The sequence below is a fragment of the Rhizobacter sp. P2_H3 genome (genome assembly GCF_056403355.1).
Genome location: NZ_JBFUFQ010000125.1, coordinates 1 through 16,596, shown reverse-complemented (window position 1 = coordinate 16,596; position 16,596 = coordinate 1). Strand labels below are relative to the sequence as shown.

The following is a 16,596-nucleotide window of genomic DNA, read 5'->3' as shown; positions in this document are numbered from 1 at the left end:
GGAGCAGGCGTCGGGGCCGGTGCGGGTGCAGGCGCCGGTGCGGGCGAAGGTGCCGGTGCCGGGGCAGGCGCTGCGGCCGCGCCGACGGCGCACTTCTTCGCCTTGCCGGGGTACGGGTCGGAGCCGAAGGTCGCGGTCGTGCAGGCGATGTTGCCCGACAGCGTCTTCGTCACGAACTTGTCCTTGATGCCGAACGAGACCGAGCGCTTGGTGGTGCCGACCTTGCAGGTCTCGCCTTCATCGGCGCATTTCGAGTAGCCGGACGGCCAGTCCTTGGCGAAGGCGGGTGATGCGACGGTGGCGAACAGCGCGGCGACGGCCAGCGCCGCGGCGCGCGGGCGGGGGAGGTGAGTCATGGGGAGTGATCCTGGTTTGAAAGTCGAAAAGAAGAATCGGGTGCTGCTCACTTGATCGCCGGATAGGCGTTGCGCAGCAGCATCAGGAACTGGTCGTGGAACCACTGGCCGGCATGCGGCGCGCCGCTGAGTGCGTCGACGTTGCCCGAGCCGCACATCGCGTCGAAGCGCTTGCCTTCGGCGTTCGGCGTGGTGGCCGTGCTGTCGCTGGTGCCGTCGGAAGCGCCGGGCGGTTTCACGAACACGTACGCATCCAGGTAGGGGCGGCTCGCATCCGGATTGGCGCGCGGCCGTTCACCGATGCCGGTGTTCTTCACGTTGCACCAGTTGCCGCGGTGGGCGCGACGGTCGACGCGCATGTCGTCGACGTCGGCGGCCGCCTGGGTGGGCCGGGCCGGGCCGCCCCAGCCGTTGCGCGAGGTGTCGACGAGGAACGACAGCGTCTTCGGAAAGCCGGCAGCCACGAACTCCGCGTGCAGCTTGTCGACATAGGTCTGCTCATCGACCACGTGGTTGTATTCGTAGAACTGGGTCGTGCCGCCGGTCTGGACGTATTTCTCGGAACCGTCGAAGAACGGCTCCTGCAGCGGCGTGTAGTTCGCGGTGTTGGTCGCGAAGCCTCGGATGATGCCGAGGTTGCCGCTCGGCGTCGCGCCCTTCACCAGGTTGATGAAGCCGTCGATGGCTTTGCCGCGGTTGCCGTCCCAGCCGAGCCAGCCCGAGTGCGCGATGTCGAGGTACATGTACACGTTCTTCAGCGTCGACAGCTTGTTCAGCGTGTAGCGGATGCCATCGACGTAGACGCCCTTCTGGTTGACCGAATCGCACACTGTCTTGCCAATGCCGATGTTGGTCAGCATGTTCGGGTACGAGTCCGGCTCGATCAGCGTGACGATGCGCAGGCCGGCGTAGGCCGGGCGCGCGAGGATCTCGGCGATGCGGTCGATGTACTGGGTCTTGTACTTCGTCATGCCATCGTTGGCCGAGCTCAGCTCGCCGTTCGACGCCAGCGCCGCGCAGTCGCGGTCGGGCAGGTCGTACACGACCAGCTGGATCGTCATCGGCTTGAGCGTGCTGCCGCTCAACGCCTTCTGCTGCGCGACGGCCGCGTCGAGGTGGTCGACCAAGCCCATCGCGCCGCCGCTGGCCTTGGCGCCATCGATCGCGCCGATGCGGTCCAGCCAGACGGCGGTCGGGAACTTGGCGGCGGCCTTCACCAGCGCGGTGTCGGTGGCCGAGGCGGTCACGCGGGTCAGCGATTGCGCGACCTGGGTGCCGTAGTCGGGGTCCACGTAGAACAGCGCGTCGGCGAACGGGTTGCCGGTGGTGATCAGGCCGGTCGCGGGGGCGGGTGCCGGTGCGGGAGCGGGTGCCGGGGACGGCGAAGGTGCCGGCGAGGGAGACGGTGCCGGAGCAGGTGCCGGCGCAGGAGAGGGCGTCGGCGCGGGCGCCGGGGCGGGCGACGGCGTGGGGGCCGGTGCCGGAGCCGGTGACGGGGAAGGTGCCGGCGCGGGCGACGGCGAGGGCGCAGGGGCCGGGGACGGCGAAGGCGCCGGAGAAGGCGACGGTGCCGGTGCGGGAGCAGGCGACGGCGAAGGAGAAGGAGCAGGCGACGGCGTGGTGGTGGGCGCCGGGGCCGGCGCATTGCTCGTCGGCGACGGCGCCGGGTTGTCATTGTTGTCGTTGCCACCGCAGGCGGCGAGAACGAGCGAGAACAGCAGGCTCACACCGGCGCGTCCGCGCTGGCGTTTTTGGCTTTTCATGTGGCTTCCCTTGATGTGTGTTGAATTCAGAAAAAGCAGGTCACTGCAGGTACGGCTTCAGCACGGTCATCTGCGGCTTGTCGGTGCTGCCTGCGGGTTCGATCGAATACATGTAGCTGCCCCACCAGGGGCCGGCGGCCCACCAGACCCAGCCGGCCCAGACGTCGGCGTTGGATTTGAGGTGGCCGAGCGCGCTGGCCACGGCCAGGTCGCAGGTGGCGTTCGATGCGGCGCCCACTTCGCCGAGCACGGCGCGGTAGCCGTTGCTGCGGGCCCAGGTCGTGAAGGCCTGCAGGCGCTCGGCGCCGATGGTGGCGCTGCTGCAATCGGCATGCGTGCCGGATGAATCGTTGTCCAGGTACTGGTGCACCTCGAACACCATGTTCTTGCCCGGGTCGACGATGCCCTTCATCACGGTGCCGTTCGCGGTGCCGTACCAGTCCTGCAGCCAGCTGTGTGCGCCGGTCCAGGCGTTGCCCGGCACGGTGACGACGTTGGTTGCGCCGGTGGTGCGGATCGCGGCCAGTGCGGCGTTGGCGGCAGCCAGCCACTGCTCGGTCGCGATGTCGTGCGGCTCGTTCATCAGCCCGAACGCGACGTTCGGGTTGCCCTTGAACTGCGTCGCCAGGCGCGACCAGAAATCGGCGAAGGCCGCGTTCGGCACCTGCGTCGAGCCGATCAGGTTGCCGCGGTAGCGCGCGTAGTTGTGCGGATCGATCAGCACCGTGACGCCGGTCGCGGTGACCTGCTGCACGAAGGTGGTGAGCCGCGACAGCTCGGTCGCGTCGAAGGGCTGGTTCAGCGACGGTTGCAGCCGCTCCCACAGGAAGGGCAGGCGCACCGCGTTCATGCCCTTGCTCTTGAAGTAGGCCGCGCTCGAGGCCGACGGGTAGACGTAGTCGGTGTTGTAGTTGCCGGGCAGGTTGCCGGGCGCGAACTCGGCGCTGGCGAGGCTGACGGCGCGCCACGAGAGCGTCGCGGCCGACGGGGCGGGCGCAGGCGAAGGGGCGGGCGCGGGAGCCGGAGCGGGCGCTGGAGCCGGGGCCGGTGTGGGCGCAGGTGCCGGAGCGGGTGCCGGGGCCGGTGTGGGTGCTGGGGCGGGCGCTGGCGTAGGAGCCGGCGCAGGCGCAGGGGACGGCGATGGCGCGGGGGCCGGTGCCGGCGAAGGCGAGGGTGCAGGCGCTGGTGCTGGTGCTGGTGCTGGTGCTGGTGCTGGTGCGGGCGATGGTGCCGGCGCCGGAGCCGGAGCCGGCGTGCCCCCGCCCACCGGCGACGGTGCCGGCGCATCGTCATTGCCGCCACCGCAGGCGGCGAGCAGCAGCAAGGCGCTCAGCGCCACGCGGCGGGAACGGAAAAGTATGTCGTTCATGGGCGAGGGTTCCGTGAGGGTCAGAAGCGGGTCGCGAGACCCCACTGCACGATCGTGGCGTCGAAGGTGTCGATGCCGGGCGAGCCCTTGCCGCCCAGGCGCCAGTCCGAGCGCTGCTGGTAGCGCTCCAGCTTCAGGTCGGTGGTCCAGTTGCCGAAGTGCAGCTCCAGCTTCAACCCGAGCGTGATGCCGCCGAAGGCCGACAGCCGCTGGTCGGCCGACGAGAACTCGGGCGTGCCCACCGGCCCCGGGTACACCGCGGTGTCGGGCACCGGGTCGTAGTAGAACGACGCGGCGTTCTGCGTGTAGTACCGGAACGACGGCGTCACCGAGAACAGGTCCGACACCGGTTGCACCCACGCCGTCTCCAGCGTGTTCGCGCGGATGCCGAAGGTGTCGTTGTAGTAGCGGTAGCTCGCGCGCAGCGTGCCCGACACCGACTCGAAGTGGTGGTTCCAGCGCAGCATGCCGATGCTCGCATCGCGCTCGCGCGGCCGGTGGTCGTACAGCTTGTACGGGTCGTTGAAGTAGCCGCGGCCCACCGAGTAGGTCAGGCTCAGCTGCGCGATGTCGCGCGGCGACAGCGCCTGCGTCACGCCCAGCGTCAGCTCCGAGGTGGTCTTGCGCTCGTCGATGACGATCTCGTTGACCGGGTCGATGCGGTCGCGCGTGCCGGCGATGCCGATGTTGAACGTGGTGTTGTTGTCGGCGGTCGCGATGCGGCCTTCGAGCGACAGTGCGCTCGACTTGTAGTCGTTCTCGCTCGAATGCGCGGTGCCGAGCGCGAGGGCGCCGCGATCGAAGTAGCGCGTCACCTTCAGGTCGCCGGCGCGGCGCTTGTCTTCCATGCCCGGCGAGCGCGAGGCGCCCGACACGTCGCTGTAGTAGCGCGGCGTCGCGCCCGACACGTCGTCGATCACGCCCGAGCCCTCGATCGACCAGCGGCCGATCGGCGCCAGCACGTACAGCGACGGCGCCTTCACGGTGATGCGGTTGAGCCGGCTGCCTTCGCTGCCGTCGTAGTTCGGGTAGCGCACGTTGACGGCCTGGCTGTCCTTGTACTGCAGGTACTTGAACGCGATCAGGCCGTGCTCCGGCGGGTCTTCGGCGCGCGCCGCACCGGCGGCCAGCACGCCCGGCAGCGCGAGCGCGGCGGCGACGAGGTTGCCGACGCGGGCGGTCTTAGTTGCAGCCACAACCGCCTCCGCCGACGCCGGAGCCGCCCGAGGCCGCTTCCTTGCTGTTCAGGATGTGCACGTCGAAGCGCCCTTCGAGCGCGTCGCCGCCGAGGGTCATCTCGGGCTTCGCGAGCAGGCCCTTCTCCCAGGGTTGCGGCGGTTGCAGCACGGAGCAGCCGCCGAGGCCGGCGGCCAGCGCGAGCACGAGTGCGGTGGCGAGAGTCTTCGTCATGGACATCACTTCAGGGCCGCGACGATCGCGTCTTCCAATGCCTTGCGCTCGTCGTCGCGGAAGCCCGCATGCATCTGGACCACCTTGCCGTCGGCGCCGATCAGCACCGAGGTCGGCATGCCCTTCACGCCATAGCGCTTCGGCGTGTCGCCCGCTGCATCGAAGGCCACGACGAAGCTCGCCGGCACCTCGGCCAGGAACTTGTCGGCGTCGGCCCGCTTCGCGTCGAGGTTGATGCCGACGATCTGCAGGCCCTTCGCGCCGTACTTCGCCTGCATCTCGTTCATCCACGGGAACGACTGCTTGCACGGCCCGCACCACGAGGCCCAGAAGTCGATGTACACGACCTTGCCCTTCATCGCGCCGAGGTTCACCGCGCCGCGCGAGCCGTTCAGCTGGAACTCGGGGGCCGGCGTGCCGGCGTCGACGGCGGCCGCGGGCAGGGCGGCGAAGAGGCTGGCGCACAGGGCCAGCGCGAGGGCGGAGAGGCGGTTCATTGGGAGATTTCCTTGGAGACAGAAGCAGAAACAGGAACAGGGTGGCGGCGGCGCACCTGCAGCGCCGCGATGGCCAGCACCAGCAGCGCGAGCCAGCGGGCATCGAGCGCACCCGCGCCTTCGTTGGTCGACGGGGTTTCGGCCTGGGCCGACAGCGCCACCTCGGTGGTCTGGCCGGCGGCCGACATCACCTTCAGCGTGCCGTGCATCGCACCGCCGCTGCCGGGGGCGAACACCACCGTCACCGTGCACGACTTGCCGGCCGCCAGCGTCCACGGCACGCCCGGGCAGGCATCCGAGGCCGAGCCTGACGCGACGATGAAGCCCGCGCTCGTCGTCACCGCCGAGATCGTCGCGGCCGCCGCCGAGCTGTTGGAGATGCGCACCGTCAGCGGATCGCTGCGCGCCCCGGTGCGCACCGTGGTCGAGCGGTAGTCGAGGGCCGTCGGCGCCACTGCGAGCGTGCCGGTGGCCGGGGGCGTGCCGCCTCCCGTGTCGGGCGGCGTCGTGCCGCCTCCGCCGCCAGGTGGTGTCGTGCCACCGCCGTCACCAGGCGGTGTCGTGCCACCGCCACCCCCGGGCGGCGAGGCGGCGACGCCGCTGCCGCTCAGCGCGACGTCCGGCGGGTTGCTGCCGCTCGACGCGACCAGCAGCACCGCGCTGCGCACGCCGGCCGCGTCGGGCACGAAGCTGACGATCACCGTGCAGCTCGCATTGGCGGCCAGCGTGATGCCGCCGACGCAGGTGCCGCCGCCGACCGAGAACGCATCGGCCTGCGCGCCCGAGGTGCCGATCGACGACACCGTCACGCTGCCCGGCCCGTTGTTCACCAGCGTCAGCGGGCTGCCGGCCGCCGTCTTGCCGACCTCGGTGGACGGGAACTGCAGCGTGTTGGTATTGCCCTGCCAGGCCAGCACCGGCAGCACCGCTGTCGTGCCCTGGCCGGTCAGCACCACGCTGTTCGGCGAGCTGAACGCGTTCGACGTGATCGTCACCGTCTCGGCCGCGTTGTCGGCCGCCGGCGAGTAGGTCACCGTCAGCGTGCAGGCCACGCCGGGCGCGAGGCTGGCCGCGCAATCGTGGCTGGCCTTGAACTCGGTCGAGCTGCTGACGATGCTCGCGATCTGCAGCGCCGCGCTGCCGGTGTTCGACACCGTCACCGAGCGCGGCACCGAGCTCGTGCCCATCGACACCTGGCCGAAGCCGATCGACGGTTGCGACAGCGTCAGTTCCGGCGATGCGATCGCGATGCCGACGCCGCCGACCGACAGCGAGGCCGTGCCGCTCGGCGCGTTGCTCGCGATCTCGACGCTGGCCGAACGCGGGCCGAGCGCACTCGGCTTCAGCGCCACGGTCACCGTGCAGCTCGCCGCCGGCGCCACCGTCGCGCCGGCACAGGTGCCGCCGAGCACGATGTCGGCGGCGTTGGTGCCGCTCGCGCTGACTTTGCTGATCTTCAGGTCGCCCTGGCCGTTGTTCGTGACCGTCGCGGTGCGCGCGGCACCGGTGGTCGCGAGGCCTTGCGCGCCGAGGTCCAGCACGATCGCGTCCAGCGCCAGCCCGGGCTGCGCGTTCGCATTGCCGGTGCCGTTCAGCGTCACCATGGCAGCGGTGCTGCTCGCGCTGTGGGCGATCGCGAGGCTCGCGGCGCGCGCCCCGGTGGCCGCCGGCGTGAAGGCGATGTCGATGAAGCAGTTGCTGCCCGCGGCGACGCTGGTGCCGGCCTTGCAGGTCGAGGCCGAGGCGATCGCGAACTCCGCGGCCTGCGCGCCGCTCACCGTCAGCGTGTTGACCGTCAGCGCCGCGGTGCCGCTGTTGCCCAGCGTCACGCGCAGCGGGTCCGAGCTGGCGCCCACCGTCTGCGAGAAGCTCAGCGTGGTCGGCGACAGTGTCACCGTCGGCGAGCTGTCGGCGCCGGTGCCCGAGAGCGTCGCGGTGCTGCTGCCGGTGGCGCCGTTGTGGCCGACGGTCAGCGTGGCCGAGCGCGTGCCGGCGAGCGTGGGCTTGAAGGTCACCGTCACCGAGCAGGCGGTGCCGGCGGCGAGCGAGGTGCCCACCTTGCAGGTGCCGCCGCTGATCGCGAAATCGCTGCCCGCGGTGAGCCCGAGGCTGCTGATCACCAGGGCCGCGCCCGCGCCCACCGAGTTGTTGACCGAGAAGGTCTGTGCGGCGCTGGTGGTGCCCAGCGCCTGGCTCGTGAAGCTGAGGCTGCCCGGGCTGACCGACGGTGCCGGCTCCGGCGTGGTCGGCAGGTAGCTCGGCGTGCGGCCGAGCTGCTGGCCGATGTAGGCCGCCAGGTCGTTCAACTGCGCATCGGTGAGCTTGCCCTGCAGGAAGTTCATCTGCGTGTTGGTCACGATGATGCCCTTGATGTTGGACGCGCTCGTGCCGTTGGCGATGCGGTTCAGCGGGTTCGCCGGGATCGTGCCGTGGCAGGCGCTGTTGCTGCAGCTCTGCTTGCCGGCGACCAGCGTGGTCGTGAACAGCATCTGGCCGTTGCTGGCGCTCTGCGCCAGTGCGGGCCCGGCGACAGCCGCGAGAAGAAGAAGGAGGACGCGCTTCATCGCATCAGGCCTTCATCCACGGCAGGTCCTGCCCGGCCACCGACCAGATCGCGTCGGTGTGGTCGCCGTTGGCGCCGCGCACGTTCGGGTAGCCCCACGCGGTGGTGTTCACGTCGCTGGTGCTCACGCCCATCGCGCGCAGCACCATGCCCATCCACTGCGTGTACAGCAGGCCCGAGTACCAGTGCGGGTCCGACGACCAGTTGAACGAGTTCAGGTCGCGGTAGTCCAGCGACTGGCCGGTCTTGAAATAGCCGCCGGCATCGCCGAGCGCGATGATCGGGATGCAGCGGTTGTGGTGGTGGCCCGGGTTGCCACCCGAGCCGAGTTCGAAGCCGCTCGCGATCAGCGCCTTGTCGAACAGCGTCTTGCCGTCGGCCATCTTCACCTGGTCCATCTTCGCGGCCATGTCGAGCATGCAGCTCTCGAACTGCAGCTGCACCGCGGCGTTGAAGCCGGCGCGCTTGCCGCTGTCGTCCAGCGCATGCGCGTAGTCGTTGTGCCAGGCGTGTTCCGGCTCCGGGCCGAAGGTGTACGAGGTGGCGCCGTTCACGTAGACGCGGCTGATGCCGGCCGAGAAGGCCGCCACCACGATGTCGTTCCACAGCTGCTCCACCTGCGCCTGGCTCGGCGGCTGGCCGTAGAAGCCGGCCGCCGATTCCAGCGACGAGGTGTCGCTGGTCGGGCGCTGGAAGGTGCTGCTGACCGGCGTCTGCGCGAGCTTGCCTTCGACCTGGTTCAGCAGGTCGAGGTAGTCGCCGAGCCGCGACTTGCAGTCGGCCGAGCACGAGGCATCGGCCATCACCAGGTCGGCGTGTTCCTTCACGCGGTCGACCAGCACCGTCTTGTCGGTCGGTGCCGGGGTCGTGGTGCCGCCGCCGCTCGCGTTCTTGAAGAGGCGATCGAACAGCTTGACGTTGCTCTCGGCGGTCGGCGTGGTCTGCACGGTGGCGGTGCCGGATTTCGACAGCGACACCAGGTTGCGCACGATCGCCGGCTGCAGCACCGCGGTCGGGTAGAAGCTGCTCGCGCTGCCCAGCACCTGGTCGATGGTCGGGTTGGTGGCGTCGCCGCCCAGCGTGCCGCCGCGGTTGTGGCCGCTGCCGACCGCGAAGTCGAGGCCGTTGATGATGTTCATCTTCGACACCATGCGCGCCGTCAGCTTCGAGCTCTTGGCCTGCAGGATGTCGCTGATCACCGTCATGTCGCCCGAGGCCTTGGCGGCCGCGGCGAGCTGGGCCTGGCGGATCGTGATGCCGCCATAGCTCTGCGTCGCCGCAGGCGCCTGGTCGAGCAGCGGCCCGAAGAACTGGCTCTGGAACACGCCGTGCCAGGTGGTGGTGTGCACGAAGAAGCGCTCGGCCGAGGCGGCTGCCTCGGTGGCGGCGCGCGCCTCGCGCGGCAGCAGCGAAGGCAGCAAGGGCAGCGCGAGTGCGGTGCCGCCGGCGCCGAGCAGGAACTGCCGGCGTGACAAGGGGTTGAATGCGGGTTTCATTGCGCCCTCTGGATCGTGGTGAACTCGGTACGCAGCGCGACGGATGCGAACAGGCTGCGCAGGTTGGCGCCGTTGGCGGCCTGCACGCGCAGTGCTTCGATCAGTGCGCCGTCGGCGGCGGTCTCGGGACGGCCGAAGCTGTAGCGGACGTAGTTGCGTGCGAAGCAGCGCTCGAACTGGCCGCTGTCGAGGATGTACTGCTGCGTGGCCGCCGGCGACGCGACGGCGCGCGACGAGCCGTCGGCCAGCCGCACCAGCGCGGCGGTGTCGATCGGCTTCTCGCCGAGCAGCCCGCCCTTGTCATCGAGCACGCGTTCGGTGCTGCGCGCGCGGCCCAGCGAATCGAAGCCCTCGAAGGCGAAGCCCCATGGGTTCATCTGCGTCTTGTGGCAGCCGATGCACGAGGTGCCCTCCATCTCGGTGACACGTTCGACGCGCTGACGAGTGGTCAGCACGCCCGTGAGATCCGCCTTCGAGTTCGATTGGTCCATCGCCGGCGTCGGCATCGCCTCGCAGGTCAGCCCGAACAGCACGCGGCTGCCGCGCGAGATCGGCAGCGTCGTGTCGGTCGAGCCCTGGGCGATGTAGCCGATACGGGTGAGCAGGCCCACGCGCGAGGCTTCGGTGAAGAGCGGCGGCGCGGACTTGCCGTCCCACACCGCGGTCTTGTAGAGCGAGGCGATGTCGGCCGTCTTCGCGTACGAGTGGCGGTCGGTCAGCACCTGCTGCAGCGAGGCATTGCGCGCCGCCAGGTACGAGACCATGTCCAGCACCTCGTTCACGGCCGCATCGCGCGAGGTCGGCAGCGGCTTGAAGCTGCCGGCGAAGGCGTCGAACTTCGGATCGCCGACCTTGCCGTCCAGCGCCACCAGCTCCTGCAGGCGGAACCAGCCGCCGAAGAAATCGCGCATCGCGCGGTCGGAGCGGCTGTCGGCCATCAGGCGCTGGATCTGCGCGGTGTAGACGGCCGGCTTCAGCAGCGAGCCGTCATCGGCCAGCGTGTTCAGCGTGGCGTCGGGCACCGAGTTCCAGAAGTGCAGCGCGAGCCGGGTGGCCTGCTCGTGCGCGGTGAGCGACACGCACGTTGCGTTCGCATCGGTGGCGGCCTGCCCCTTCTCGACGACGAAGTAGAACTTCGGCGACGCGATCATCGTGCCGAGCACCTTGGCCACCGAGGCCTGCGTCGCGGCGTTGCCGGCGGCGGTGCGGTACACGTTCACCTCGGCATCGGTCAGCGGCTGGCGGAACAGCAGCCGGCCGGCCTTGCGGATGAAGCTGGTGACGCAGGCATCGGCGGTGCCGGTGCAGCTGCCCAGCAGCGTGTTCAGGCGGTTGGCGTCGGCCGTCATCGACTTCGCCAGCGTCTCGGCGGTGTCGTGCAGCGCGGTCACCTGGCGCAGGTTCACGCCGGTGTCCAGGCGCTCGTAACCCTTGTGACGAGATGTACTCGGGTCGACCAGCACGTCGGGCGGGAACTGCGTGGTGTCGCGCACCAGCGGCCCGACGCTCGCGGCGAGCGTGGCATCGCCGGTGAGCGCGGTGGTGACGTCGGTCAGCGCGTTGACCACCTGGTCGCGCGTCAGCCGGCGTGGCTTCGAGGCGGCGCTGCAGCCGGGGCCGGCGACATCGCCCGGCGTCACGGCCTTGATCGTCACGGCGGCGATCTGCGCATGGGGGTCGGTGTCGGCGGGCACGACCACGGCGTTGCCGTTGCCGTTGCTGCCGGTGGGCGGCGCAGCGGCCGCGGGCGTCGATTCACTCGAGTCGCCATTGCAGGCCGCAGCGAGTGCTGCGACACAGAGGGCCAGGAGGTGGGATCGCATGGTGCTCTCGGTTGGATGGCTGGTTGCGGGGGGCTTCGGGGCGCGATTCTGTTGAAATCGCTCTCAGGAGAATTGACGGAGGTTTGACCAATGTGTGCTCGTACGAGGTGAAAATGCGGACGCAACCGAGCGCAACAGGCGTAACGGTGACGAGTTGAAACAGGCGTATGACGGCCTGCCGGCAGAATGGGGAGGCATCAAGACACCGGCACGTACCGGTGTCGGCACCGGAGTCGCGAGGGAGTTGATGGACAACGAGGTGTTCGTTTTCGGCCAGTGCGAAGTCCGCGTCGCGACGCGCGAGGTGCTGCTGGCCGGCGCACAACAAGCGATGGAGCCGCGGCCGTTCGAGCTGCTGGTCTACCTGATCCGGCACCGCGGGCGCATCGTCAGCAAGGACGAGCTGCTCGACAAGCTGTGGTCCTTCGATTTCGTCACCGCCAGCGTGATCGCGCGCGCGGTGATGAAGATCCGCAAGGTGATCGGCGACGACGGCGAGACCGGCGAACTGATCAAGACCGTGCACCGCACCGGCTACCGCTTCATGGGGCAGGTGCGCGAGAAGGTGGCGCCGCCGATGGTGCCGGCGGTGTTGCCCGCGGCGGTGCCACAGGCGCAGCCGGACCCGCTGCCGTCATCCGGTTCGGCCGTCGTGCCGGTGGCGGCGCCCTTGTCGGCGCCGGTCTCGCTCGCGCTGCTGCCGTTCGAGAACCGGACCGGCAGCGGCGACCTCGACTGGCTGGAGCTCGGGCTGTTGTCGCTGGTGGTGCGCGACCTCGGCGCGCACCCGCGCATGCAGGTGAGCTCGATCCCGTCGCTGCTGAACGCGCTGCAGGCGGTGCCGAAGGAATCCGCCTTCGCCGACCGCGCCGACGACCTGGCGCGGCTGCTCGCGGTGCGCCACGTGGCGCGCGTCGAGGTGCACGGCGGGCCGCTGCGCTTCGAGCTGCGCTGCACGCTGGTCGGCGAGGGCCGCACCGACAGCACGATGCTCGCCGCCACCGGCCTGCCGAACCTCGGCCGCAACCTGGTGCGCTGGCTGGAGGCGCGCTTCTTCCCTGGCGAAGCGGCGGCCGAGCTGCATCCGGATGCCGGCGACAGCGTGCTGGGCCGCGCGCTGCAGGCGATCGCCGAACAGAAATGGACGCTCGCGCTGGAGCTGCTCGACCAGGTGCTGCGCCTCGAGCCGGCGCACCTCGGCGCGCAAGTGGAGCGCCTGCGCGCGCTGGTGGCGATGGACGACAGCGCCGCCTTCGAACTCGGCGACGTGCTGCTGGCGCGCCTGCGCGAGGAGCCGAACCAGGCGGCCGAGGCCGCGGTGCACTTCGAGCTGGCGCAGGCCCATGTGCGCCGGCGCGTCAACGACAAGGCCAAGCTCCACCTCGAGGAAGCGCTGCACAGCGCGCCGGGCAAGGCGGCGCGCGAATCGGTGGTGGCGACCACGCTGCTGCGGGCCGGCATCGCGATCAACGAATTCGATTTCACCGTCGCCTCGGCCTTGGTGGACCGGGCCGAGATGCTGTGCAACGGCAGCGGCAGCGTGTTCGACCAGTTGCGCATCCTGTCGCTGCGCATGGTGATCGAGGGCGAGACCGGCAGCATGGTGCAGGCCTGGAACCATGCGCGGCGCTCGGCGTCGCTGTACCGCGACCATGGTGTGCTGGTCGGCCAGGCGCGGGCCGAATGCAACGTGGCCAATTCGAGTGCGAGCCTGGGTCATTTCCGCATGGCCGAGGAGCATGGCGAGGCGGGCCTGGCGATCTCGCGCAGCCTGCAGGTGCCGACCGATTCGGCGGTGTCGGCGATGCTGCTGTGCGGCGTGTACCGGCAGCTGCGCAAGCCGACCAGCCTGGCGCGCGTGCTGTCGATCCTGGAATCTTTGGACACCGGCGACGGGCCGCGCAACGAGGGCTTCCGGCTGATCGGCCGGGCGCACTACGCGCTGGCGATCGGGCAGGCGGGCGAGGCGGCGTGGCGGCTGTCGCAGGCGGCGGAAGAGGCGGCTGCGAAGGGGCAGGAGATGCAACTGCATTTCGTGCTGCCGCTGCTGGCTGGTGCGCTGATCCACGACGGGCAGCTCGACGCGGCGGACGAGGCCTGCGGGCGCATCGCATCGCTGACGAAGCTGGCGCGCGACCGCAACCTGCAGGGCGCGCTGTGGCACAGCCAGGCGCAGCTGGCGCTGGCGCGCGGCGACCGCGAGCGCGCGATCGCGCTGCTGCGCAAGGCGCGCGACGTGACGCCGCTCGGCTGGTGGAATGCGCATTCGCGGCTGGATGGCGCGTGGCTGTGCATCGAGCAGGGCCGCTCGGGCGAGGCGGTGGAGTTGCTGCGCGGTCTGGAGACCTGGCTCGACGAGCACCCGGCCGGGTTGGCGGTGTCGGCGCGGCTGTCGCACGCGCAAGGCCGCAGCGGCGAGGCGCGCGCGACGCATGCGCGGCTGGCGGCGAGCGTCGATGGCGAGCTGCCGGCGTGGCTGCTGGAGCTGGGCAGCTGCTACGAGGCGCAGTGGTCGGTGGAGGTGCCGAGCGCGCCGTGCGTGGTGACGTGGTTGTAGGCGTCCGCGATCAAGCCGGTTTCGGTGCCGATGCGGCGTCGGCCGCCGGCAGCTGCGGAAACCGGCAGGCGATGGAGAGCTTGTTGACGGCGACGACGCGGTCGACATTCTTGGTCGCCTTGCTGTAGGCCTCGGAGGCCTCCCGGATCTCGGTGCGGGTCGCTTCGTAGACGGAGCCGAGGCGCGAGGCCGAGACGCCGTTCTGCTGCAACGTGTACTGGGCTGCGTTGGCGGCACCGGAGACCCCGCCCCACCCGGCGATCGCGGACTTGGCGGCCGCGGCCTGCGCGGCCAGCGCTGGAACGACGATCGACCCCGCGATGATGCCGACGGACGCGATGACGATCTGGGTCTTGCCTGATCCATAGAACGAGTCGCGCATGCCGATCATCTTTTCATCGCAGAGCTCGAGTGCGCGCTGGAAGTCGTCGTCGAGCGCGGCCTTTGCATTCTTCGAGTTGTCGGCGGTGCGTTCTGCCGTATCCAGCGCCGAGAACGAGGCCGTGGGCGGCTTGATCGTCGAGCAGCCGGCCACCGCCAACAGGATGAATGCTGCGCTCGCATGGCGTTTCATGGGACTCCTCCTCCGGACGATTGCATTGGACTGCCGCGACGTTACCGAGGCCGTGCGGGGCGTGCATCGTCTCCATTGCGGATGAGTCCGGCCCTGCGTTCCCGTCAGGTCAAGCCCATGCGGTTCGGTACAAAGGCCACTCGCATCGCGTCAGCGAACGGGGTCGGCCAGCTCGTACGCGGTGCTGCGCCCGCCCGCGGCCGACTTGCGCAGCACGCCCAGGGCCAGCAACTGCGCGATGTCCCGCAACGCGGTATCCGCCGAGCACTTGGCGATGGCTGCCCATTTGCTGCTGGTGAGCTTGCCGTCGAACTCGTCGAGCAGGCGGTTGAGCAGCTTCACCTGGCGCTCGTTCATCGGCGTGCCGGCCCACTGTTGCCAGAACCGCGCCTTGCCCAGCACGCCGTCGAGCGTGACCTGCGCCGTGGCGACGGCCCGGCCCAGCGTGCCGAGAAACCAGGCCAGCCAGCCGGTGGCATCCATCGAGCCCTTCTGCGTGCGTTCGAGGATGTCGTAGTAGTCCTTGCGCTCGCGCTGGATCTGCGCCGACAGGCTGTAGAAGCGTTGTCCGCTGYCGTCCGCACGGGCGAGGAACAGGTCGCCCACGGCGCGCGCGATGCGGCCGTTGCCGTCGTCGAACGGATGCAGCGTCACGAACCACAGGTGGGCGAGGCCCGCCTTGATCAGCGCGGGCTCGCCGGTGTCAGCGTTGGCCCAGGCGAGGAAGCGCGCCATCTCGGCGGGAAGCGACGCCGCCGGGGGCGCCTGGAAATGCACCTTGTGGCGATTCGCTTGGCCGGAGACGACCTGCATCGGTCCGCTCGCATCGTCGCGCCATTGGCCCACACTGATCCTGCTCATGCCGGAGTACCCGGTCGGAAACAGCGCCGCATGCCAGCCGAACAGCCGCTCGACGGTCAGGGGCTCGGCGCTGCGCGAGGTCGCATCGAGCACCATCTCGACGACGCCTTCCACATGCCGGTCCACCGGCGCCAGTGCGCCGATGTCCATGCCGAGCCGGCGGGCGATCGACGAGCGGACCGAGGCGACGTCCAGCACCTCGCCCTCGATCTCGCTGGTCTTGAGCACGTCGTCGGTCAGCGCGGCCAGATTGACCTGGTCGCGCAGCGCCGGCCCGACATCGGCCAGGTGGCCGAGAAGAACTCCCTGGCCACGGCTGATATCCGCCAATGGCTGGGCGAGCACAGACAGGTCATGGCGCCACTGGGGCCAGTCACTTGCCTGCCAGATGTAGAGGTTTTCTCCGCGATGCATGCGGTGATTAAGCCCTGGATTCGCCGCAGGCGGGCGGAGGGGAATGGGAGTCGAACCCACCCGGCGGCGCATGGCGCCACCCACCGGGTTTGAAGCCCGGCCGTCCCACCGGGGACGCTTCCCCTCCTCGGTTCCTTCAGCGCATCGTCATCGCAGGGCCCGTGAACAACGCGGTGTCGCTGCGCAACCGGTGCTCGTCGCCGACGCGGCGCAGCAGCCCGATGCGGTCGAAGTATTCGAGGATCTGGATCGCGCGCTTGCGGCCGAGGCCGGTGGCGTCGCGAAAGCGCGCGGCCGTGACGGCGCCGTCGGCAGCGCCCGCGGCGACGCTGCGCACGTGGGCGGCCAGCTGCGCCATCGTGGCCGGCGCGCAGTACAGGTCCTTCGCGACCTGGTGCAACTCGCCGCGCTGCGCCAGCCGCGCGAGCGTCGTGCGCATCAGCACCTCGCCCTCGCGCGTGTCGCGGGCGAGGTCGCGCACCCAGCTGCCGTCGAAGCCGGCGGCCGCGAGCAGCGGCGCCACCTTCTGCGCGATGCGTTCGTCGGCGGCCGACAGGCGCAGCGCGTGCTCGGGCAGGTGCACGAACGCACCGCGCACCGTGACGACGCCCTCGGCCTRCAGCTCGGCGAGCAGCGCGCTCCACGGTGGCGGCGGCAGGCGCGGGCAGGCGAGGCGGCGCAGCCGGGCGGCATCGGGGCCGGGCACGTCGGGGTCGCTGGCGTGGAAGCGGCGCAGCGTGTCGATCACCGCGCTGCGTGCGGCGGCGCGTTGCGTGGGGCCGAGGGCCCAGTCGGGCGCATCGGCCGCGGCCTGCGGTGTGATGCCTTCGGCACGCGCCCAGCGTGCGCGCGACAAGCCGTGCGGGGCGGCGGCCAGCAAGGCCTCGAAGCGTTGCGCCGCGGTGGGCAGCGA

The 16,596-nt window shown here is 70.3% G+C and carries 12 protein-coding genes, 1 tRNA gene and 1 pseudogene; 1 reads left to right on the top strand and 13 read right to left on the bottom strand.

The annotated features are described in order from the left end of the window. From AC1D1T_RS20590 to AC1D1T_RS20550, 9 genes and pseudogenes are all read right to left on the bottom strand, one after another. Positions 1 to 356, bottom strand: a pseudogene (locus AC1D1T_RS20590) (hypothetical protein); the annotation flags it as partial. A 47-nt stretch (positions 357 to 403) separates the two neighbouring features. Beyond that, positions 404 to 2,119 (bottom strand): glycoside hydrolase family 6 protein, encoded by a 1,716-nt coding sequence (locus AC1D1T_RS20585; RefSeq protein WP_477827931.1) that lies wholly within the window; start codon positions 2,117 to 2,119, stop codon positions 404 to 406. Between the two features lie 40 nt (positions 2,120 to 2,159). After that, positions 2,160 to 3,488 carry a glycoside hydrolase family 5 protein gene (locus AC1D1T_RS20580; protein ID WP_477992396.1) on the bottom strand — a complete coding sequence of 443 codons (1,329 nt, stop codon included), beginning with the start codon at positions 3,486 to 3,488 and terminating at the stop codon, positions 2,160 to 2,162. 20 nt (positions 3,489 to 3,508) lie between these two features. After that, positions 3,509 to 4,684 carry a DUF3570 domain-containing protein gene (locus AC1D1T_RS20575; RefSeq protein ID WP_047507182.1) on the bottom strand — a complete coding sequence of 392 codons (1,176 nt, stop codon included), beginning with the start codon at positions 4,682 to 4,684 and terminating at the stop codon, positions 3,509 to 3,511. Continuing rightward, positions 4,671 to 4,898 carry a DUF4266 domain-containing protein gene (locus AC1D1T_RS20570; RefSeq protein ID WP_465110505.1) on the bottom strand — a complete coding sequence of 76 codons (228 nt, stop codon included), beginning with the start codon at positions 4,896 to 4,898 and terminating at the stop codon, positions 4,671 to 4,673. The genes AC1D1T_RS20575 and AC1D1T_RS20570 overlap by 14 nt, the downstream gene beginning before the upstream one ends. Positions 4,899 to 4,903: 5 nt before the next feature. After that, entirely contained in the window at positions 4,904 to 5,395 is a 492-nt protein-coding gene (locus AC1D1T_RS20565; RefSeq protein ID WP_465110506.1) for a TlpA family protein disulfide reductase, read from the bottom strand. Next, the gene (locus AC1D1T_RS20560; protein WP_477825035.1) at positions 5,392 to 7,959 is read right to left on the bottom strand and encodes a choice-of-anchor D domain-containing protein; all 2,568 of its coding nucleotides are present in this window, start codon (positions 7,957 to 7,959) and stop codon (positions 5,392 to 5,394) included. Before AC1D1T_RS20560 ends, AC1D1T_RS20565 begins: the two co-directional genes overlap by 4 nt. A gap of 4 nt (positions 7,960 to 7,963) precedes the next feature. After that, positions 7,964 to 9,454 carry a DUF1552 domain-containing protein gene (locus tag AC1D1T_RS20555; protein WP_477825034.1) on the bottom strand — a complete coding sequence of 497 codons (1,491 nt, stop codon included), beginning with the start codon at positions 9,452 to 9,454 and terminating at the stop codon, positions 7,964 to 7,966. Next, positions 9,451 to 11,277: a DUF1592 domain-containing protein gene (locus tag AC1D1T_RS20550; protein WP_477825033.1), complete on the bottom strand. Its 1,827-nt coding sequence runs from the start codon at positions 11,275 to 11,277 to the stop codon at positions 9,451 to 9,453. Before AC1D1T_RS20550 ends, AC1D1T_RS20555 begins: the two co-directional genes overlap by 4 nt. A 247-nt stretch (positions 11,278 to 11,524) precedes the next feature. On the opposite strand from AC1D1T_RS20550, the gene AC1D1T_RS20545 reads away from it, so the two are divergent. Then, positions 11,525 to 13,834 (top strand): winged helix-turn-helix domain-containing protein, encoded by a 2,310-nt coding sequence (locus AC1D1T_RS20545; RefSeq protein ID WP_477825032.1) that lies wholly within the window; start codon positions 11,525 to 11,527, stop codon positions 13,832 to 13,834. Positions 13,835 to 13,844: 10 nt separating this feature from the next. On the opposite strand, the gene AC1D1T_RS20540 is transcribed toward AC1D1T_RS20545, so the two are convergent. The 4 genes from AC1D1T_RS20540 to AC1D1T_RS20525 form a co-directional block, all read right to left on the bottom strand. After that, on the bottom strand, positions 13,845 to 14,408 hold the full coding sequence (locus tag AC1D1T_RS20540; protein ID WP_047507171.1) for a hypothetical protein: 564 nt from the start codon (positions 14,406 to 14,408) through the stop codon (positions 13,845 to 13,847). Between the two features lie 150 nt (positions 14,409 to 14,558). Further along, positions 14,559 to 15,683, bottom strand: coding sequence for a Fic family protein (locus AC1D1T_RS20535; RefSeq protein WP_477992397.1), 1,125 nt, complete (start codon positions 15,681 to 15,683; stop codon positions 14,559 to 14,561). A gap of 34 nt (positions 15,684 to 15,717) precedes the next feature. Continuing rightward, positions 15,718 to 15,810, bottom strand: a tRNA-Sec gene (locus AC1D1T_RS20530). A gap of 9 nt (positions 15,811 to 15,819) precedes the next feature. After that, positions 15,820 to 16,596: SelB domain-containing protein (locus tag AC1D1T_RS20525; RefSeq protein WP_477992395.1), on the bottom strand; the 777-nt coding region annotated here is incomplete at its 5' end.